The following is an 18263-nucleotide window of genomic DNA, read 5'->3' as shown; positions in this document are numbered from 1 at the left end:
CCGCAGCGATAGTATGCATAAGCAACAGTCCTTTCCTACGGGATTCGTAGGCGGGACCCGGGAACGGGGGCCAGGAGTGACGACGGAAAACACGACGGAAGCCGGCGAGTCGCTGGATGTCATCACCGATGCGTTGCTCACCGCTTCGCGTCTGCTGGTCGGCATATCGGCCCGGTCGATCGCGCAGGTCGACGAGAACATCACGATGGCGCAGTTCCGCACCCTGGTGATCCTGTCCAACCGGGGGCCGGTCAACCTGGCCACGCTGGCCAATCTGCTGGGTGTGCAACCGTCGGCCACCGGACGGATGGTGGACCGGCTGGTCGCCGCAGGGCTAATCGACCGCCTGCCGCACCCGACGTCGCGGCGCGAGCTGATCGCCGCCCTGACCAAGCGGGGGCGCGAGGTGGTGCGGCGGGTCACCGCCCACCGTCGCGCCGAGATCGCCGCCATCGTAGAAAAGATGCCGGAGGCCGAACGTCACGGGCTGGTACGCGCCCTGACGGCCTTCGCCGCGGCCGGCGGCGAGCCCGACGCCAACCTGGACATCGATCTGTAGTTGGGCCTCAGCGCTTTTCGGCGGTGAAGAGCAGGTACTCCCATCGCATCGTGGCGCCGGTCAGATACTCCTCGGCGAGTTCGATGAGTTGCGCGTCGAGCTCGGCGGCCAGCACCCGATTGTCGCCGATGTTCGCGTAGGCCTCGATCGTCGGACCGTAGTGATTCTTGAAGTACTCGTGAACCGCTGTGGCACAGTCGAATCGGTTGACCTCCAACATGCTCCGCAGCGCTGTGACGCGTCCGACGCGGTCGCCGAGCAGCCCCGTGACATAGCCCTTGCGTCCCCAGAGCGCCGCGGGTGGCGCCGCCGGCGACAGGCTGGGCCGGTAGGGCCTGATCGTCGCCAGCATCCGGCCGAAGAATCCTTCCGGGGTCCAGCTGATCACGCCGATCGTCCCGCCGGGCCGGCAGACCCGGGCCAGTTCGCCGGCCGCGCGCCGATGGTCGGGCGCGAACTGCACGCCGATCGCCGACATCACGACGTCGAATTCGCCGTCGTCGAACGGCAGCGCATGCGCGTTGGCTTCCTGGTAGTCCAGCGTCAATCCTTGCGCGGCGGCCCGCGCCTGCGATCGCTGCAGCAGCTCCGGGGTGAGGTCGGTCGAAACGACCGTGGCGCCCGTTTCGGCGGCGGGCAGCGAGATATTGCCCGAGCCGGCGGCCACGTCGAGTACCCGGACACCGGGGCCGATGCCGGTGGCAGCGACCAGGACCGGGCCCAGCGGGGCCATCACCTCCTCGGCCATCAGCGCGTAGTCGCCCAGCGCCCACATGGCGCGATGGGTGGCCGCAAGGTCTTCGGGAATCGTCACGTCGAGAGTCATCAGTCCTCCTGGGCGGTGGGAAAGAGCTGCGTACTCGACGTCGTTGTCGTCAGCGGCTTAGCGGCCACAATAATGTGTCCACTAAAAATAATATGCATACGCAACTGAATGTCTGCTGTGAAGCCACTCGCGCGGTCGAGCCGGATCCGGCGCTTCCTACACTGTCCCGGTGCGTCTCGTCTTCGCCGGAACCCCTGAACCCGCGCTGCCCGCGCTGCGCCGCCTTATCGACTCACCTGGTCACGAGGTTGTCGCCGTGTTGACCCGGCCCGATGCCGCGTCCGGGCGCCGCGGCAAACCCGAGCCGTCGCCGGTGGCCCGCGAGGCGCTCGACCGCGGCCTTCCGGTGTTGCGGCCCACCCGCCCGAACTCGGCGGAGTTCGTCGCCGAACTGGCGGAGTTGGCGCCGGACTGCTGCCCGGTGGTGGCCTACGGCGCGTTGCTGCGCGACGGCCTGCTCGCGGTGCCCCCGCGCGGCTGGGTCAACCTGCATTTCTCGCTGCTGCCGGCCTGGCGGGGGGCGGCGCCCGTGCAGGCCGCCATCGCGTCCGGAGACACGATCACCGGAGCGACGACGTTTCAGATCGAGCCCAGCCTGGACTCCGGACCGGTCTACGGCGTCGTGACCGAGACGATCCAGCCGACCGATACCTCGGGTGACCTCCTTGGACGACTGGCTATTTCGGGTGCGGCGCTGCTGTCGGCCACGCTGGACGGCATCGCCGACGGAACCCTGACGCCGCGACCCCAACCGTCCGACGGCGTCAGCTTCGCGCCGAAGATCACCGTCGAGGAGGCCCGGGTGCGCTGGGATCTGCCGGCGGCGGTGGTAGCGCGGCGGATCCGCGCCGTCACACCCAACCCGGGGGCCTGGACGATGATCGACGACCTGCGGATCAAACTGGGACCGGTGCGGATCGACGCCGACGCTCCAGAGTCGTTGCCGCCCGGCGTAATTCAGGTAGATCGCAAGAACGTGCGGATCGGCACCGGCTCGGAACCGGTGCGGCTGGACCAGATTCAGCCGCCCGGCAAGAAGCTCATGAACGCCATCGACTGGGCGCGCGGCGCCCGGCTCGACGCCACCGCGCGGGCGTCATGAGCCCGGCCCCGAAACAGCGCCGGCCGGCACCGCCCAAACGGCGCAAGCCGCTGGATCCGGCCCGGGCCGCCACCTTTGCGGTGCTGCGCGCCGTCAGCGAGCGCGACGCGTACGCGAACCTGGCCCTGCCCGCTCTGCTGCGCGAGCGAGGCATCACCGGGCGCGACGCCGCGTTCGCCACCGAACTGACCTACGGCACCTGCCGCACCCGTGGTCTGCTCGACGCGATCATCGGCGCGGTCGCCCAACGTCCGCCCGAGGCGATCAACCCGGTGCTGCTTGATCTGCTGCGGATGGGCACCTATCAACTGCTGCGCACCCGAGTCGACGCGCACGCCGCTGTGTCGACCACCGTCGAACAGGCCGGGATCGAATTCGATTCGGCGCGAGCCGGTTTCGTCAACGGCGTACTGCGGACCATCTCCGGGCGCGACGAGAAGTCCTGGGTGGACGAACTGGCCCCGGACCCGGCGCGCGATCCGATCGGGCACGCCGCGTTCGTGCACGCCCATCCGCGCTGGATCGCCCAGGCCTTCGCCGATGCGCTGGGCGCGGACGCCGGCGAACTCGACGCGGTGCTGGCCAGCGACGACGAACGGCCCCAGGTGCACCTGGCCGCGCGCCCGGGCGTACTGAGCGCGGCGGAGCTCGCGGAGGCGGTCGGCGGCACCGTCGGGCGCTACTCGCCGTACGCGGTGTATCTGCCGGGGGGTGACCCCGGAGCGCTGGCACCGGTGCGCGATGCCCGGGCGCTGGTTCAGGACGAGGGCAGCCAGCTGGTGGCCCGCGCGCTGACGCTGGCGCCGGTCGACGGCGACGCCGGACGCTGGCTGGACCTGTGCGCCGGCCCGGGCGGCAAGACCGCGTTGCTGGCCGCCCTGGCCGTCGAGCACGGCGCCCGGGGCACCGCGGTCGAGCCGTCGTCGGGCCGCGCGGACCTGGTCGTCGAGAACACCCGCGGGCTCGACGTCGACGTGCGGCGAGTCGACGGGCGCGAGACCGGCCTCGAGCCGGGTTTCGACCGGGTGCTCGTCGACGTGCCCTGCACCGGGCTGGGCGCCCTGCGCCGCCGGCCGGAGGCGCGGTGGCGTCGTCAGCCGTCCGACGTCCCGGCACTGGCCAAGCTGCAGCGCGAGCTGCTCGCCGCCGCGATCGCGCTGACCCGCCCCGGCGGCGTGGTGCTCTACTCGACCTGTTCGCCGCACCTCGCCGAAACGGTGGGGGTGGTGGCCGACGCCGTGCGCCGCCATCCCGTGCAGGCCTTGGACACTCGGCCGCTGTTCGAGCCAGCGGAGCTGGGCGAGGGGAACTATGTGCAGCTGTGGCCGCACCGGCACGGCACCGACGCGATGTTCGCCGCCGCGCTGCGCGTGAGCGAGTGACTGCCGGGCTCAGTACGCTGTCGCACATGGCTGGCAGCAGCGGTGGACCCCTGATAGCTCCGTCGATCCTGGCCGCGGATTTCGCCCGGCTCGCCGACGAGGCGGCGGCGGTGGACGGCGCCGACTGGCTACACGTCGACGTGATGGACGGCCACTTCGTGCCCAACCTGACGATCGGCCTGCCGGTGGTGGAGAGCCTGCTGGCCGCCACGCGCATTCCGATGGATTGCCATTTGATGATCGACAATCCCGACCGGTGGGCGCCCCCGTATGCCGAGGCGGGCGCCTACAACGTCACCTTTCACGCCGAGGCCACCGAGAACCCGATCGGGGTGGCCCGCGACATCCGGGCCGCCGGCGCCAAGGCCGGGATCAGCGTCAAGCCGGGCACCCCACTGGAGCCGTATCTGGAGATCCTGCCGCAGTTCGACACCCTGCTGATCATGTCGGTCGAGCCGGGCTTCGGCGGCCAGAGCTTCATCCCCGAGGTGCTGAGCAAGGTCCGCATCGTGCGCAAGATGGTCGACGCGGGGGAGTTGACGATCTTGGTCGAGATCGACGGCGGTATCAACGCGGACACCATCGAGGAGGCAGCCGAGGCGGGGGTCGATTGCTTCGTCGCCGGCTCCGCGGTCTACGGCGCGCAAGACCCCGAAGCCGCGATCGAGGCGCTGCGTCGCCAGGCCGCCGCCGCGTCGCCGCATCTACGGCTGTGAGCGTCCGGCCCGTCGAGAACCTCGACGCCGCAATGCGTTTGGCCATCGAGCAGTCCAATCTGGTCAAGGGCGGCACCTATCCGAACCCGCCGGTGGGCGCGGTGATCCTGGACGCCGACGGTCGAGTCGCCGGCGTCGGCGGCACCGAACCGACCGGCGGCGACCACGCCGAGGTGCTGGCGCTGCGCCGGGCCGGCGGCCTGGCGGCCGGAGGCACCGCGGTGGTCACGCTGGAGCCGTGCAACCACTACGGCAAGACTCCGCCGTGCGTGAATGCGCTGATCGACGCCGGGGTGCGGACGGTCGTCTACGCCGTCACCGATCCCAACGAGGTCGCGGCGGGCGGCGCGGACCGGTTGGCGGAAGCGGGTGTCCAGGTGCAGTCCGGTGTGCTGGCCGACGAGGTCGCCGGCGGCCCGCTGCGAGAGTGGCTGCACAAGCAGCGCACCGGATTGCCGCACGTGACATGGAAATACGCCAGCAGCCTGGACGGTCGCAGCGCGGCCGCCGACGGCACCAGCCGGTGGATCTCCAGCGAAGCGGCGCGGTTGGACCTGCACGGGCGCCGCACCGCCGCCGACGCGATCATCGTCGGGACCGGCACCGTCCTGGCCGACGATCCGGCGCTGACCGCCCGGTTGCCCGACGGCTCGCTGGCGGACCGGCAACCGCTGCGCGTCGTGGTCGGCATGCGCGAAATACATTCCGAGGCAAAGGTTCTCAACGACGATTCGCGCACCATGGTGATTCGCACCCGCGATCCCCTGGAGGTGCTCAAGGCGCTAGCCGACCGCACCGACGTCCTGCTGGAGGGCGGGCCGACCCTGGCGAGCGCCTTCCTGCGCGAGGACGCGATCGACCGGATCCTGACCTACGTCGCGCCGATCCTGTTGGGTGGACCCGTCACCGCGGTCGGCGACGTCGGCGTGCCCACGATCACGCGGGCCCTGCGGTGGCGCTTCGACGGCTCCGACCGGGTCGGCCCGGACCTGTTGCTCAGCCTGGTGCCGCAGCGCGGCTAGCGCTCACCCAGGGAGACCGCTTCCTGCTCGGCGAGTTCCGGCTCCTCGGCATGCTCCTTGCGGCCGCCGAGCAGCAGACCCAGCAGTGCGCCCACCACGCAGATGACGACGGTGGCCGCGAAGATGTCGCCGTACATCAGGGCGAAAGCCTTCAGGTACAGGGTGGCCTGGGCGGCGATGCGTTCCAGCAGCGTCGCGTCGGCGGGGATCTTCGCCGACAGCCCCGCGATGATCTGGTTGAACCGGTACAACCCCCAGGCGCTCAGCGCCGCGACGCCGATCAGCATGCCCGTCATCCGGGCCACCACCACCGCCGCGGAGGCGATGCCGTGCTGGGCCGACGGTACCACCCGCAGGGCGGCCGAGGTCAGCGGTCCGATCACCAGGCCGAGTCCCAGGCCGGCCACCAGCAGGTCGGTGTGGACCAGCGGCAGGTTCACCCCGAACACGTCGTGATGCTGGGTCATCACGTCCATCCGCCAGTAGTGGATCAGCCAGTACCCATACGCCGCGATCAGCAGCCCGAGGAACGTCATCGCGCGGTCGCCGATCCGGGTCGCGATGAAACCGCCCAGCACCGCGCCGATCGGCAGCGCGATCAGGAACCACAGCAGCAAGCCGGCGGCCTGCGTCTGGGACATCTGCAGCACGCCCTGGCCGAACAGCTCGACGTTGACCAGGGTCACCATTAGCGCCGCGCCCGCGGCCACCGATGCACCCAGCGCGGCCAGGAACGGCCGGAAGTGCACCCCGGTGGGTTCGATGAGGCGGGTGCGGGAGAAACGCTCCCAGAGGATGAACAGCACCGCGACCACGACGGCGCCGATCACCAGCGGCAATCCGTAGCTGGGCAGGATCGTCTTGCCGTCGGGCGCCGGGTTGTACAGGCCGATGACCGCCAGTCCCAGCGCGACGGCCAGCAGCACGCCCCCGACGACGTCGACCTTCTCGGGCTGGTCCGCGTGCTGGTGCGACGGCAGGCTGAACTGGATCATCACCATGGCGATCAGGGTCAGCGGCACGTTGATCCAGAACACGTAGCGCCAGTCGTGGAACAACCAGACGATGAAGATCCCGTACAGCGGACCGAGCACGCTGCCGAGCTCCTGCGCGGCACCGATGCCGCCGAGCACGCTGGCGCGGTTGCGTTGCGCCCACAGGTCGGCGCCCAGCGCCAGCGTGACCGGCAACAACGCGCCGCTGGCGATGCCCTGGACGGTGCGGCCGGCGATCAGCAGATGGAAATCGCCCCAATGCCCGGCCAGCGCGGTGACCACCGAGCCGACGATGAACAGGGCCAGGCTGATCTGCAGCACCAGCTTGCGGCCGAAGCGGTCCGACGCCCGGCCCAGCAGCGGCATCGCGGCGATGTAGCCCAGCAGGTACATCGTGATGATCCAGGTGATGCGCTGCAGTTGGTTGATCGGGATGTGAACGTCGCTCATGATGTCGCGCATGATCGTGACGACGACGTAGGCGTCCAGGGCGCCCAGCAGTACGGCGAGGCTGCCCGCGCTGATCGCTATTCCGCGTCCTGCTCGCATGCTGATCAGCTCACCGGGGGCTTGGTGACGGTGACCGGCTTGCCCCAGTCCGACAGCGTGATCTGGACGGAATTGCCTTCGCTCTTCTGCAGGTTGGCCTGGACCAGCTGGTGGTCGCCGCTCTCCTGAATCCAGACGGTGGCCGGCAACGGCTGGCTCGCGCTCATGCTCGGGATGATCTTGTTGACCGCATCGGCGGCGACGTTTCCGCTGATCTTGATCGTGGTCTGGCCGTTGATCGTTTCGCGGTCCTCGGCCTTGGCGTTGGTGAAGTTCGTCAGCACGTTGGCCAGTCCGGCGTCCTGGCTGAGCAGCACCGAGACGTCGTAGACGTCGGAGGCCTTACCGAAGTCGCTCCACTTGTTCGGGGTCAGCGTGGCGTACAGCACCGAGTCGTAGACGACGAAGTTGGCGTCGATGTCGGAGCCCGCCATCGACAGCTGCGCATTGCCCGACGCGGCGGTGCTCGGGACGGTGGTCAGGTCGCCGGTCAGCTGCTTGATCGGCAGTCCGGGAATCTTGCCCTGCGTCGACAGCACCAGGTGAACGCTCTTGACGGTTTTGGTGACGTCGGCGGACTGCTTGACCAAGTTTGTGGCGTCGGGCAACGGGCCGCCGCTCGGCTTCGAACCCGACGAGCAGCCCGCGATCAGGGCGGTGGCGACAGTCAGGGAAGCGAGGACGGCCGTGAGTCGGCGGCGTGTCTGCATACCGTGCATCGTAGAGGAGCACGATGACCGGACTTCGGGACGCAGGGTCTGCCCGGCCCCGCGACGAGGGCGTTTCGTGTGTCGGTCGTGGCCGTTCACCACGCAAAGCATCGGCGAATTAGCCTGATGGCATGTTCACCGGAATTGTCGAGGAACTCGGCGAGGTCACCGGCCGCGATGTGCTCGCCGACGCCGCCCGCCTGACCATCCGCGGTCCCGTTGTCACCGCCGACGCCGGCCACGGGGATTCGATCGCCGTCAACGGCGTCTGCCTGACGGTCGTCGAATTGCTCGCCGACGGCCAATTCACCGCCGACGTGATGGCCGAGACCCTGGACCGGTCCAACCTGGGCGGGCTGCAGGTCGGCAAGCGGGTCAATCTCGAGCGGGCCGCCGCGGTCAACAGCCGGCTCGGCGGGCACATCGTGCAGGGGCACGTCGACGGCACCGGCCAGGTGGTGGCCCGGACTCCCTCCGAGCATTGGGAAGTGGTGCGCATCGAGATCCCCGCGGCGGTCGCGCGGTATGTCGTGGAGAAGGGATCGATCACCGTCGACGGGATCTCGCTGACCGTCTCCGGGCTCGGTGCCGAGCCGCGGGACTGGTTCGAGGTCTCGCTGATCCCAACTACCCGGGAGCTGACCACCCTCGGTGCTGCTGCGGTCGGCACCCAGGTGAACCTCGAAGTCGACGTGATCGCCAAATATGTCGAGCGACTGATGACCGCAAGAAACCAATGAGGGTCGTCGCCGCAATTTCCGTCGCCGCCCTGCTGTGCACGATGTCGCTGTGGGGCAGTGGCAGCGCGTATGCCAACGCGAATCAGGAACAACAGGCGTGTCAGCTCATGGACGATCCCGCCGGACATGATTTGGGCTATCAGCCCGCCGAATATGCCTTCATGGTGTTGCGCGGCACGATGACGGCCGTTGACGCCCGAAACGTAATCGCTCTGGCGACGCAGGACTTTTGCCCCAACCACGTCATGGACTTACCGGCCAGCTGGCGTTAGAAGCGAAACCTGTTCTGCCGCAAGCAAATCAGTGACTTCTGGGGTGCGCGCGGTCGACCGTCGAGCTGCAATTAGGGCGTCGCCCCCCGGTCGCCTCATGCCCTTTTCGGGTGACCCCCGGCCGCGATATCGGGCCGGGCAAAAGATTTCATTTTGGTAACAATAGTCACGATCCCACTACACCATGGCGACACGCCTGTTCTAAATCCCCACGCAGCCCTTCGCGGGTCCATACTCAAACGCATTGGCCGGCCGCCTTTGTTTACGAGCAGGACGACGCGAAGGAGCTGCAGATGTCCGTCGAAAGGTTGGCCGAGGCCGTCTACGAAGACCTCGCATTCGAAGCGGTAGCGACACTGGCCGGCCGTAAGGCCGAAGCGCAATCACGAGCGGTGTGGAGCAGGGAAGTCAACGACACCACCCTGACGATCGTCGAGCACCGGGTCCGCGACTACACCAGTTACGAGTTGGTCGGCGACGACGGGCGCGACGTGTCGCTCGGGCGGTTTTCCAGTTACCCCGCCGCCACCGCCGCGGTCAGCAAGTGGACACATTTCATCGAAGCCGGTGGCTCGGTCGGCAGGTGGCTTGCCCACTACGCGGCCGACTGTGGCGGCGGCGTGGTGATCCAGATGCCGATGAGGCGAACCGTCTAGCGGCACCCAGCCAACCGGGCCGCCGCTGCTGCGGCCCCAACCGGCGGGTAAGAATCGTCACAACTCGCCTTGTCCCGCGGGCTCGTGGCGGCGCGGTCGCCCCTGGTCAGGGTGGGAAAGTAACGGCGCCGAACACCGCTACACGCTGGCACGACGGCGCATGCCCCCTGCAGCGGGCATGAACCTCATGCGAATCCGCGACGTCACGACCTATGTGGTCCCAAAGAATGGGCAATAACCCTGCGTCCCGCGTGGTTCATACTTGAAGCAATGCGCGGGCTTCGCGTGTTGCTCGGCACGACAGCAAGGCAGCACAGATGACGAGGTTGGACTCCGTCGAGAGGGCGGTTGCCGACATTGCGGCCGGCAAAGCTGTCGTCGTGATCGATGACGAGGAACGTGAGAACGAGGGCGACCTGATCTTCGCCGCCGAGAAGGCGACGCCGGAGATGGTGGCATTCATGGTGCGCTACACCTCGGGCTACCTGTGCGTCCCGCTGGACGGCGCGATCTGCGACAAGCTGGGCCTGCTGCCGATGTACGCGCTCAACCAGGACAAGCATGGGACCGCCTACACGGTCACCGTCGATGCGAGAAACGGCATCGGTACCGGGATTTCGGCGTCCGACCGCGCCACCACGATGCGGCTGTTGGCCGACCCCGCCAGCGTTGCCGACGATTTCACCCGCCCCGGCCACGTGGTTCCGTTGCGCGCCAAGGACGGCGGGGTGCTGCGCCGGCCCGGCCACACCGAGGCCGCCGTCGACCTGGCCCGGATGGCGGGCCTGCAGCCCGCGGGCGCGATCTGCGAGATTGTCAGCCAAAAGGACGAGGGCTCGATGGCCCAGACCGATGAGCTGCGGGTGTTCGCCGACGAACACGACCTCGCGCTGATCACCATCGCCGACATCATCGAATGGCGGCGCAAGCACGAAAAGCACATCGAGCGGATCGTCGAGGCGCGTATCCCGACCCGGCACGGCGAGTTTCGCGCGATTGGCTACGCGAGCATCTACGAGGAAGTCGAGCACGTGGCGCTGGTGCGCGGCGACATCGCCGGGCCCAGCGGTGAGGGCGACGACGTGCTGGTGCGGGTGCACTCAGAATGCCTGACCGGCGATGTGTTCGGTTCGAGGCGCTGCGACTGCGGCCCCCAGCTCGACGCGGCGATGGCCATGGTCGCTCGGGAGGGTCGCGGCGTGGTGCTCTACATGCGCGGTCACGAGGGCCGCGGCATCGGCCTGATGCACAAACTGCAGGCCTATCAGCTGCAGGATGCCGGTGACGACACCGTCGACGCCAACCTCAAGCTCGGATTACCGGCCGATGCAAGGGATTACGGAATCGGCGCGCAGATCCTGTCGGACCTGGGCGTGCGGTCGATGCGGCTGCTGACCAACAACCCGGCCAAACGGGTCGGGCTGGACGGGTACGGGCTGCACATCATCGAGCGCGTCTCCCTTCCGGTACGGGCCAACGCGGAGAACATCCGCTATCTGATGACCAAACGAGACAGGATGGGACACGATTTGGCCGGGCTGGACGACTTCCACGAATCCGTCCATCTGCCGGGCGAGTTCGGTGGTGCTTTGTGAGTGGAGTCGGCGTTCCGGAGGTGGGGGAGCTCGACGCGTCCGGCATGCGGCTCGGCATCGTCGCCAGCACCTGGCACAGCACGATCTGCGAAGCGCTGTTGGCCGGTGCGCGGAAAGTGGCAGCGGAGTCCGGCATCGACAGCCCGACGGTGGTCCGCGTGCACGGCGCGATCGAGATTCCGGTGGTGGCCCAGGAGCTGGCCCGCAACCACGACGCCGTCATCGCGCTCGGCGTGGTGATCCGTGGTGCCACACCGCATTTCGAGTACGTGTGCGACGCGGTGACCCAGGGCCTCACTCGGGTTTCGCTGGACGCCGCCACGCCGGTCGGCAACGGGGTGCTGACCACCAACACCGAGGAGCAGGCCCTGGATCGGGCCGGGCTGCCGACGTCCGCCGAGGACAAGGGAGCTCAGGCGGCCGGCGCCGCGCTGACCGCCGCGCTGACATTGCGTGACCTGCGCGCTCGGTCGTGACGGGACTGTCGTCCCGCGCCGAGTGGGATGTCGAACTGCGTCCGCATTGGACGCCGATATTTGCCTATGGTGCGGCATTTCTGATCGCCGTGGCCCATATTGCCGTCGGGCTGCTGCTGAAGATCAGCTCCAGCGGGGTGATCTTTCAAACCGGCGACCAGGTGGCGATGGGCGGTTTGGGGCTGGTCATCGCCGGGCTCGTCCTGTTGTTCGCCCGGCCCCGGTTGCGCGCCGGGCCCGCCGGGCTTTCGGTGCGAAACTTGCTGGGAGACAGGCTAGTTCCATGGTCGGAGTTGGTCGGTGTGTCGTTTCCGGCCGGCAGCCGCTGGGCACACATCGATCTGCCCGACGACGAATACATCCCGGTGATGGCGATCCAGGCCGTCGACAAGGACCGGGCCGTCGACGCGATGGATTCGGTGCGGTCGGCGCTGGCCCGCTATCGGCCTGACCTGCGCGCGCGCTGAACAACGAGACCGGCGACATTGTCGTAGGATCGCCCGATGGCACGGCAACTCAGGGGGGCCGTCGCGGCGTTCCTGATCGCCGTGACAACGTGCGCCTGCACCACTTCGGTCAGCGGGCGTGCGATCCGGGCACCCGAGCAATCCCCACCCGGCGGTCCGACGTCCGCCGTGCCGCCCGGCCTGATTCCGGCGCGCGACCTGCTGCTGGCCGACGGCGACACCACTCCGCTCGGCGTGGCGACGGCGGCTCCGGTCGGCGCCACCTACTTCACCAGCGTGCAGCCCACCGAGTGCTCCGCGGCGCTGCTGTTCAAGGGTTCGCCGCTGCCACCGGCCCGCTCAGCCGACCACGCCGAATCCGAATACAAGTTCGGCGGCCCGGCCCTATATGCCGAATCGGCCGACGTCTACGACAAGAAGCTGGACGCCCACGAAGTGGTGTGGAAGGGTTTTGGCGCCGTATCGAAGTGCCACGGCGACGCGATCGGCCATTCGTCCCAGGGAGACTTCCGGCCCATGCGGCTGTCTTCCTTCGGCACCCCGTCCAACGGTGTCCTGGTGTGGACCATGACCCGCCCGGATTGGACCTGCGATTAGGGGCTGGTCGTGGTCCCGCGCACCGCACTGATGCTGTCGGCGTGCGACGTCAAACCAGGATTTCCGATGGCCGAGTGGGCGGCAAAACGCCGAGCGCAGCTGGACAGTCGGCCTGCCTGAAGTTTGCTCAGTAGTTCTTGCAGCTGATCATCATCTGCCGGAAGATCGGGAACGCCTGGTCGGCTCCCGGGTTGTTCTGGATCGCCTTGAGCAGGTTCACCCGCTGATCCGGAGTCGAAGCCATGAACTGCTGCAGGAACTGCTGGTTCGGCGGTGATTGGTCCAGGTACTGGGCGGCCATCGGGTTTTCCGCGTGCACGGCCCGCATCGCCTGGTCATACGTGCAGGTTGTGTTCACCATCGGGCCGATGTCGGGGGTAGCGGATGCGATCCCCGTTCCCGCGCTTAGCGACACTGCCAGACACCCAACCCCCATGGCCAGCCCGGCCAACGGTCGTTTGCTCATTTGTAGCTCCCTCCAGCTATTGCCACCCACTGTAGCGTCACAGCTAACCCGGTGCTTAGCCCGAACCGGGCCCCGCCAAACCGTCCGGGGTGTTCACGTCGGGCGAAAAGCAGACAATTTCGCACCACGCCATCCCGATCGGCCGGCGCCCGTTTCCCGGCTACTAGCCTGGGTACGTGCCAGATCCCGCCACCTATCGACCCGCTCCCGGATCCATTCCGGTCGAGCCGGGGGTGTACCGATTCCGGGACACGCACGGGCGGGTGATCTACGTCGGCAAGGCCAAGAGCCTGCGCAGCCGGCTGACGTCATATTTCGCCGACGTCGCCAATCTGCACCCGCGCACCCGGCAGATGGTGACCACCGCGGCCAAGGTCGAGTGGACGGTGGTCAACACCGAAGTCGAGGCGCTGCAGCTGGAATACAACTGGATCAAGGAATTCGATCCACGTTTCAATGTGCGTTACCGCGACGACAAGTCCTACCCGGTGCTGGCCGTCACCCTCAACGAGGAGTTTCCCCGGCTGATGGTCTATCGCGGCCCGCGCCGAAAAGGCGTGCGCTACTTCGGCCCCTATTCGCACGCATGGGCGATCCGGGAGACGCTGGATCTGCTCACCCGGGTGTTCCCCGCGCGCACGTGTTCCGGCGGAGTGTTCAAGCGGCACAAGCAGATTGATCGCCCGTGTCTGCTGGGCTACATCGACAAGTGCTCGGCGCCCTGCATCGGCAGGGTCAGCGCCGAGCAGCATCGCCAAATCGTCGACGACTTCTGCGACTTCCTGTCCGGCCGGACCGACCGGTTCGCCCGCGAGCTGGAACAGCAGATGCACGCGGCATCGGATGAACTCGACTTCGAACGGGCGGCCCGGCTTCGCGACGATCTCGGCGCGGTCAAGCGGGCGATGGAGAAGCAGGCCGTCGTGCTGGGCGACGGTACCGACGCCGACGTGGTCGCGTTCGCCGACGACGAGCTCGAGGCGGCGGTGCAAGTGTTTCACGTCCGCGGCGGCCGGGTCCGAGGTCAACGCGGCTGGATCGTCGAAAAGTCGGCTGACCCAGGCGATTCCGGTGAAGAGCAGTTGGTCGAGCAGTTCCTGACGCAGTTCTACGGCGACCAGGCGGAGCTGGGCGGTGCGGCCGACGAAGCGGCCAACCCCGTTCCGCGTGAGGTGCTGGTGCCGTGTCTGCCGTCGAATGCCGACGAGTTGGCGAGCTGGCTGTCCGGGCTGCGCGGATCCCGGGTCGCGCTGTGGGTGCCGCGGCGCGGCGACAAGCGGGCGCTGGCCGAGACCGTGCAGCGCAACGCGAAAGAGGCGCTGCAGCAGCACAAGCTGAAGCGGGCCGGTGACTTCAACGCCAGATCCGCTGCGCTGCAGAACATTCAGGACGCGCTTGGACTGGCCGATGCGCCGCTACGGATCGAGTGCGTCGACATCAGCCATGTCCAGGGCACCGATGTGGTGGGCTCGCTGGTGGTGTTCGAGGACGGGCTGCCCCGCAAGTCGGACTACCGGCACTTCGGCATCCGGGAGGCCGCCGGGCAGGGCCGATCCGACGACGTCGCGTCCATCGCCGAGGTGACCCGGCGCCGGTTCCTGCGCCACCTGAGCGATCAGAGCGACCCGAATATGCTTTCCCCGGAAGGCAAATCACGCAGGTTCGCCTATCCACCCAACCTGTACGTCGTCGACGGCGGCGCGCCCCAAGTCAATGCGGCCAGCGCCGTACTCGAGGAACTCGGCATCACCGACGTCGCGGTGATCGGGCTGGCCAAGCGGCTGGAAGAGGTGTGGGTACCCTCGGAGCCGGATCCCATCATCATGCCGCGCAATAGCGAGGGACTTTATTTGCTGCAGCGGGTGCGTGACGAGGCGCACCGGTTCGCGATCACTTACCATCGCAGCAAGCGATCCAAGCGAATGACCGCCTCAGCGTTGGATTCGGTGCCAGGATTGGGAGAACATCGCCGCAAGGCGCTGGTCACTCATTTCGGATCGATAGCCCGCCTCAAGGAGGCCACCGTCGACCAGATCACCGCCGTGCCGGGCATCGGCGTGGCAACGGCCACGGCCGTCCTCGAGGCGCTACGACCCGAGCCGCCCGAACAACCCGGGGCCTCGGCATGACTCACGACAGCGAGCAGCGGTCCGCGCCCGCGGGCGGCCGACCGGGTGACGCCGCCGGGATCGACGTCGTTCTGGTCACCGGACTGTCCGGGGCCGGGCGCGGTACCGCGGCCAAGGTGCTCGAGGACCTCGGCTGGTATGTGGCCGATAACCTTCCGCCGCAGCTGATCACCCGGATGGTGGATTTCGGGCTGGCGGCCGGGTCGCGGATCACCCAGCTTGCGGTCGTGATGGATGTGCGGTCGCGCGGTTTCACCGGTGACCTCGACGAGGTCCGCAACGAGTTGGCCACCCGCAACATCAACCCGCGGGTGGTGTTCATGGAGGCGTCCGACGACATGCTGGTGCGCCGCTACGAAAACAACCGGCGCAGCCACCCGCTGCAGGGCCAGCAGACGCTGGCCGAGGGCATCGCGGCCGAGCGCCGGATGCTGGCGCCGGTGCGCGCGACCGCGGACCTGATCATCGACACCTCCACGCTGTCGGTGCGGGGTCTGCGGGAAAGCATCGAGCGCGCCTTCGGTGGCGACGCGAGCCTGTCGACGAGCGTCACCGTCGAGTCGTTCGGCTTCAAGTACGGGCTGCCGATGGACGCCGACATGGTGATGGATGTCCGATTTCTGCCGAACCCGCACTGGGTCGACGAGCTGCGGCCGCACACCGGCCAGCACCCCGCGGTGCGCGACTACGTGTTGGGCCAACCGGGGGCGGCGGAGTTCCTCGACGCCTACCATCGACTGCTATCTCTGGTTGTCGACGGCTACCGCCGGGAGGGCAAGCGCTACATGACGGTCGCGATCGGCTGCACCGGCGGCAAACACCGCAGCGTCGCGATCGCGGAGGCGTTGATGCAGTTGCTGCGGGGCGCGAACACCGAAGGACAACTGTCGGTGCGGGTGCTGCACCGGGATCTGGGCCGCGAATGAGTCCACCACAGAGCGAGGGCATCGTCGCGCTGGGCGGTGGGCACGGCCTGTATGCGACGCTGTCCGCGGCACGCCGGTTGACGCCCTACGTCACCGCCGTGGTGACCGTCGCCGACGACGGCGGCTCGTCGGGCCGGCTGCGCAGCGAATTGGACGTGGTGCCGCCGGGCGATCTACGAATGGCGTTGGCGGCATTGGCATCTGACAGTCCGTACGGGCGACTGTGGGCGACCATCCTGCAGCACCGCTTCGGCGGTAGCGGGGCGCTGGCCGGGCATCCGATCGGCAACCTGCTGCTGGCCGGCCTGTCCGAGGTGCTGGCCGATCCGGTTGCCGCTCTCGACGAGCTGGGGCGCATCCTCGGCGTCAAGGGCCGGGTGCTGCCGATGTGCCCGATCGCGCTGCAGATCGAGGCCGACGTCTCCGGCCTCGAGGCCGACCCGCGGATGTTCCGGCTGATTCGCGGTCAGGTCGCAATCGCGACCACACCGGGCAAGGTGCGCCGGGTGCGGCTGCTGCCGCCGGATCCGCCGGCGACCCGCCAAGCCGTGGACGCGATCATGGCCGCCGACCTGGTGGTGCTGGGGCCCGGCTCCTGGTTCACCAGCGTGATCCCGCACGTGCTGGTTCCGGAGCTGGTCGCCGCGCTGCGGGCCACCTCGGCCCGTCGCGCCCTGGTGCTCAACCTGGTGGCCGAACCCGGGGAGACGGCCGGGTTCTCGGTCGAGCGGCATCTGCACGTACTGGCCCAGCATGCGCCCGGATTCACCGTCAACGACATCATCATCGACGCGGATCGGGTGCCGAGTGAGCGCGAACGCGATCAACTGCGCCGCACCGCGACCCTGCTAAAGGCCGAGGTCCACTTCGCGGATGTGTCCCGACCTGGTACACCTTTACATGATCCGGGCAAGCTTGCGGCGGCCCTGGACGGGGTCCGAACGGGCCGCACGGGTCCGGCAGCGCCTTCGGCGAAGGCCACCGCAGAGATTCGGGTTGACGGTGAAAGCTCAACGACGGGCGTGAACGGACCGGCTGGCAGCGGACCAAGGGGTGACGACGCGTGGCGATGACGACCGAAGTCAAGGACGAGCTGAGCCGCTTGGTAGTGAAATCGGTCAGCGCGCGTCGAGCCGAGGTCACCTCGTTGCTGCGCTTCGCCGGCGGATTGCACATCGTGGGCGGCCGGGTGGTCGTCGAGGCCGAGGTGGACCTGGGCAACATCGCGCGCCGGCTGCGCAAGGACATCTTCGACCTGTACGGCTACAACGCCGTCGTGCATGTGTTGTCGGCCAGTGGGATTCGCAAGAGCACCCGCTACGTGCTGCGGGTGGCCAACGACGGCGAGGCGCTGGCCCGCCAGACCGGGCTGCTCGACATGCGCGGGCGCCCGGTGCGCGGCCTGCCCGCCCAGGTGGTAGGCGGCAGCGTCGGGGATGCCGAGGCCGCGTGGCGGGGTGCCTTTTTGGCGCACGGGTCGCTGACCGAGCCCGGGCGTTCGTCGGCGCTGGAGGTCAGCTGCCCCGGCCCGGAGGCGGCACTGGCGCTGGTGGGCGCGGCGCGGCGGCTCGGGGTCAGTGCCAAGGCCCGTGAGGTGCGGGGCGCCGATCGCGTGGTGGTGCGCGACGGCGAGGCGATCGGCGCGTTGCTGACCCGGATGGGCGCCCAGGACACCCGGCTGATCTGGGAGGAGCGCCGGATGCGTCGCGAGGTGCGGGCGACGGCCAACCGGCTGGCCAATTTCGACGACGCCAACCTGCGCCGCTCGGCACGGGCCGCGGTGGCCGCGGCGGCAAGGGTGGAGCGGGCGCTCGAGATCCTCGGCGACACCGTCCCCGACCATCTGGCCTCGGCCGGCAAGCTGCGGGTCGAGCATCGGCAGGCTTCGCTGGAGGAGCTCGGCCGGCTCGCCGACCCGCCGATGACGAAAGACGCCGTGGCTGGCCGTATTCGGCGGTTGCTGTCGATGGCCGATCGCAAGGCGAAGGTCGAAGGCATCCCTGATACCGAGTCGGCCGTGACGCCGGACTTGCTGGAGGATGCTTAACTAGCCACGGCGCGACGGGGGAAATGGGGGG

General features: G+C 68.5%; 19 protein-coding genes and 1 pseudogene. 16 read left to right on the top strand and 4 right to left on the bottom strand.

Annotated elements, in window-relative coordinates:
- Nucleotides 1-76 precede the first annotated feature (76 nt).
- A complete protein-coding gene (locus G6N54_RS06195; RefSeq protein WP_232073420.1) occupies nucleotides 77-559 on the top strand; it encodes a MarR family transcriptional regulator in 483 nt (160 codons plus the stop codon).
- Nucleotides 560-566: 7 nt separating this feature from the next.
- Here the strand turns inward: G6N54_RS06195 and G6N54_RS06190 are convergent, their stop codons facing one another.
- On the bottom strand, nucleotides 567-1385 hold the full coding sequence (locus G6N54_RS06190; protein ID WP_163789020.1) for a class I SAM-dependent methyltransferase: 819 nt from the start codon (nucleotides 1383-1385) through the stop codon (nucleotides 567-569).
- A gap of 169 nt (nucleotides 1386-1554) precedes the next feature.
- Between G6N54_RS06190 and fmt the strand changes: the two genes are divergently transcribed.
- The 4 genes from fmt to ribD are packed head-to-tail and all read left to right on the top strand — an operon-like array spanning nucleotide 1555 to nucleotide 5607.
- On the top strand, nucleotides 1555-2487 hold the full coding sequence (gene fmt, locus G6N54_RS06185; RefSeq protein WP_163789018.1) for a methionyl-tRNA formyltransferase: 933 nt from the start codon (nucleotides 1555-1557) through the stop codon (nucleotides 2485-2487).
- Entirely contained in the window at nucleotides 2484-3869 is a 1386-nt protein-coding gene (locus tag G6N54_RS06180; RefSeq protein WP_163789016.1) for an RsmB/NOP family class I SAM-dependent RNA methyltransferase, read from the top strand. The genes fmt and G6N54_RS06180 overlap by 4 nt, the downstream gene beginning before the upstream one ends.
- A gap of 17 nt (nucleotides 3870-3886) precedes the next feature.
- Complete coding sequence (gene rpe / locus G6N54_RS06175; protein WP_163794547.1) at nucleotides 3887-4585, top strand: ribulose-phosphate 3-epimerase; 699 nt, start codon at nucleotides 3887-3889, stop codon at nucleotides 4583-4585.
- On the top strand, nucleotides 4582-5607 hold the full coding sequence (ribD, locus tag G6N54_RS06170) for a bifunctional diaminohydroxyphosphoribosylaminopyrimidine deaminase/5-amino-6-(5-phosphoribosylamino)uracil reductase RibD (RefSeq protein WP_163789014.1): 1026 nt from the start codon (nucleotides 4582-4584) through the stop codon (nucleotides 5605-5607). Before rpe ends, ribD begins: the two co-directional genes overlap by 4 nt.
- Here ribD and G6N54_RS06165 read toward each other — a convergent pair.
- The gene (locus G6N54_RS06165) at nucleotides 5604-7151 is read right to left on the bottom strand and encodes an MFS transporter (protein ID WP_163789012.1); all 1548 of its coding nucleotides are present in this window, start codon (nucleotides 7149-7151) and stop codon (nucleotides 5604-5606) included. The two genes, ribD and G6N54_RS06165, sit on opposite strands and share 4 nt — an antisense overlap.
- Nucleotides 7152-7156: 5 nt before the next feature.
- Entirely contained in the window at nucleotides 7157-7861 is a 705-nt protein-coding gene (locus G6N54_RS06160) for an LppX_LprAFG lipoprotein (RefSeq protein WP_163789011.1), read from the bottom strand.
- Nucleotides 7862-7992: 131 nt separating this feature from the next.
- Between G6N54_RS06160 and G6N54_RS06155 the strand changes: the two genes are divergently transcribed.
- The 7 genes and pseudogenes from G6N54_RS06155 (at nucleotide 7993) to G6N54_RS06125 (ending at nucleotide 12784) form a co-directional block, all read left to right on the top strand.
- Entirely contained in the window at nucleotides 7993-8601 is a 609-nt protein-coding gene (locus G6N54_RS06155) for a riboflavin synthase (protein ID WP_163789009.1), read from the top strand.
- The gene (locus G6N54_RS06150; RefSeq protein WP_163789007.1) at nucleotides 8598-8873 is read left to right on the top strand and encodes a hypothetical protein; all 276 of its coding nucleotides are present in this window, start codon (nucleotides 8598-8600) and stop codon (nucleotides 8871-8873) included. Before G6N54_RS06155 ends, G6N54_RS06150 begins: the two co-directional genes overlap by 4 nt.
- 293 nt (nucleotides 8874-9166) lie before the next feature.
- Nucleotides 9167-9529, top strand: a complete 363-nt coding sequence (locus tag G6N54_RS06145) for a hypothetical protein (RefSeq protein WP_163789006.1) — start codon at nucleotides 9167-9169, stop codon at nucleotides 9527-9529.
- 317 nt (nucleotides 9530-9846) lie between these two features.
- On the top strand, nucleotides 9847-11124 hold the full coding sequence (locus G6N54_RS06140) for a bifunctional 3,4-dihydroxy-2-butanone-4-phosphate synthase/GTP cyclohydrolase II (protein WP_163789004.1): 1278 nt from the start codon (nucleotides 9847-9849) through the stop codon (nucleotides 11122-11124).
- Nucleotides 11125-11168: 44 nt separating this feature from the next.
- Nucleotides 11169-11600: a 6,7-dimethyl-8-ribityllumazine synthase gene (gene ribH / locus G6N54_RS06135; protein WP_232073741.1), complete on the top strand. Its 432-nt coding sequence runs from the start codon at nucleotides 11169-11171 to the stop codon at nucleotides 11598-11600.
- Nucleotides 11601-11605: 5 nt separating this feature from the next.
- A complete protein-coding gene (locus G6N54_RS06130) occupies nucleotides 11606-12067 on the top strand; it encodes a PH domain-containing protein (RefSeq protein ID WP_163794546.1) in 462 nt (153 codons plus the stop codon).
- 36 nt (nucleotides 12068-12103) lie between these two features.
- Nucleotides 12104-12784 (top strand): annotated as a pseudogene (locus G6N54_RS06125) (hypothetical protein).
- Nucleotides 12785-12791: 7 nt separating this feature from the next.
- Here the strand turns inward: G6N54_RS06125 and G6N54_RS06120 are convergent.
- Nucleotides 12792-13130, bottom strand: coding sequence for a hemophore-related protein (locus G6N54_RS06120; RefSeq protein WP_163789002.1), 339 nt, complete (start codon nucleotides 13128-13130; stop codon nucleotides 12792-12794).
- Nucleotides 13131-13306: 176 nt separating this feature from the next.
- Between G6N54_RS06120 and uvrC the strand changes: the two genes are divergently transcribed.
- The 4 genes from uvrC to whiA are packed head-to-tail and all read left to right on the top strand — an operon-like array spanning nucleotide 13307 to nucleotide 18232.
- Entirely contained in the window at nucleotides 13307-15259 is a 1953-nt protein-coding gene (gene uvrC / locus G6N54_RS06115) for an excinuclease ABC subunit UvrC (protein WP_163789001.1), read from the top strand.
- Nucleotides 15256-16185 carry an RNase adapter RapZ gene (rapZ, locus tag G6N54_RS06110; RefSeq protein ID WP_163789000.1) on the top strand — a complete coding sequence of 310 codons (930 nt, stop codon included), beginning with the start codon at nucleotides 15256-15258 and terminating at the stop codon, nucleotides 16183-16185. Before uvrC ends, rapZ begins: the two co-directional genes overlap by 4 nt.
- Complete coding sequence (locus tag G6N54_RS06105; protein WP_163788999.1) at nucleotides 16182-17258, top strand: YvcK family protein; 1077 nt, start codon at nucleotides 16182-16184, stop codon at nucleotides 17256-17258. Before rapZ ends, G6N54_RS06105 begins: the two co-directional genes overlap by 4 nt.
- A complete protein-coding gene (gene whiA, locus G6N54_RS06100; RefSeq protein WP_163788998.1) occupies nucleotides 17255-18232 on the top strand; it encodes a DNA-binding protein WhiA in 978 nt (325 codons plus the stop codon). The genes G6N54_RS06105 and whiA overlap by 4 nt, the downstream gene beginning before the upstream one ends.
- The last annotated feature ends 31 nt before the right edge of the window (nucleotides 18233-18263 follow it).

The sequence above is a fragment of the Mycobacterium stomatepiae genome (genome assembly GCF_010731715.1).
Lineage (GTDB): Bacteria > Actinomycetota > Actinomycetes > Mycobacteriales > Mycobacteriaceae > Mycobacterium > Mycobacterium stomatepiae.
This window is presented reverse-complemented; position numbering and strand designations above follow the sequence as displayed.

Bases quoted from the DNA above. Each gene is read 5' to 3' on its own strand.
- G6N54_RS06140 (WP_163789004.1), top strand. From the start codon at position 9,847: ATGACGAGGTTGGACTCCGTCGAGAGGGCGGTTGCCGACATTGCGGCC.
- G6N54_RS06150 (WP_163789007.1), top strand. From the start codon at position 8,598: ATGAGGGTCGTCGCCGCAATTTCCGTCGCCGCCCTGCTGTGCACGATG.
- ribH (WP_232073741.1), top strand. From the start codon at position 11,169: ATGCGGCTCGGCATCGTCGCCAGCACCTGGCACAGCACGATCTGCGAA.
- G6N54_RS06190 (WP_163789020.1), bottom strand. From the start codon at position 1,385: ATGACTCTCGACGTGACGATTCCCGAAGACCTTGCGGCCACCCATCGC.
- G6N54_RS06180 (WP_163789016.1), top strand. From the start codon at position 2,484: ATGAGCCCGGCCCCGAAACAGCGCCGGCCGGCACCGCCCAAACGGCGC.
- G6N54_RS06145 (WP_163789006.1), top strand. From the start codon at position 9,167: ATGTCCGTCGAAAGGTTGGCCGAGGCCGTCTACGAAGACCTCGCATTC.
- whiA (WP_163788998.1), top strand. From the start codon at position 17,255: ATGACGACCGAAGTCAAGGACGAGCTGAGCCGCTTGGTAGTGAAATCG.
- rapZ (WP_163789000.1), top strand. From the start codon at position 15,256: ATGACTCACGACAGCGAGCAGCGGTCCGCGCCCGCGGGCGGCCGACCG.
- G6N54_RS06155 (WP_163789009.1), top strand. From the start codon at position 7,993: ATGTTCACCGGAATTGTCGAGGAACTCGGCGAGGTCACCGGCCGCGAT.
- G6N54_RS06105 (WP_163788999.1), top strand. From the start codon at position 16,182: ATGAGTCCACCACAGAGCGAGGGCATCGTCGCGCTGGGCGGTGGGCAC.
- G6N54_RS06160 (WP_163789011.1), bottom strand. From the start codon at position 7,861: ATGCAGACACGCCGCCGACTCACGGCCGTCCTCGCTTCCCTGACTGTC.
- G6N54_RS06165 (WP_163789012.1), bottom strand. From the start codon at position 7,151: ATGCGAGCAGGACGCGGAATAGCGATCAGCGCGGGCAGCCTCGCCGTA.
- G6N54_RS06120 (WP_163789002.1), bottom strand. From the start codon at position 13,130: ATGAGCAAACGACCGTTGGCCGGGCTGGCCATGGGGGTTGGGTGTCTG.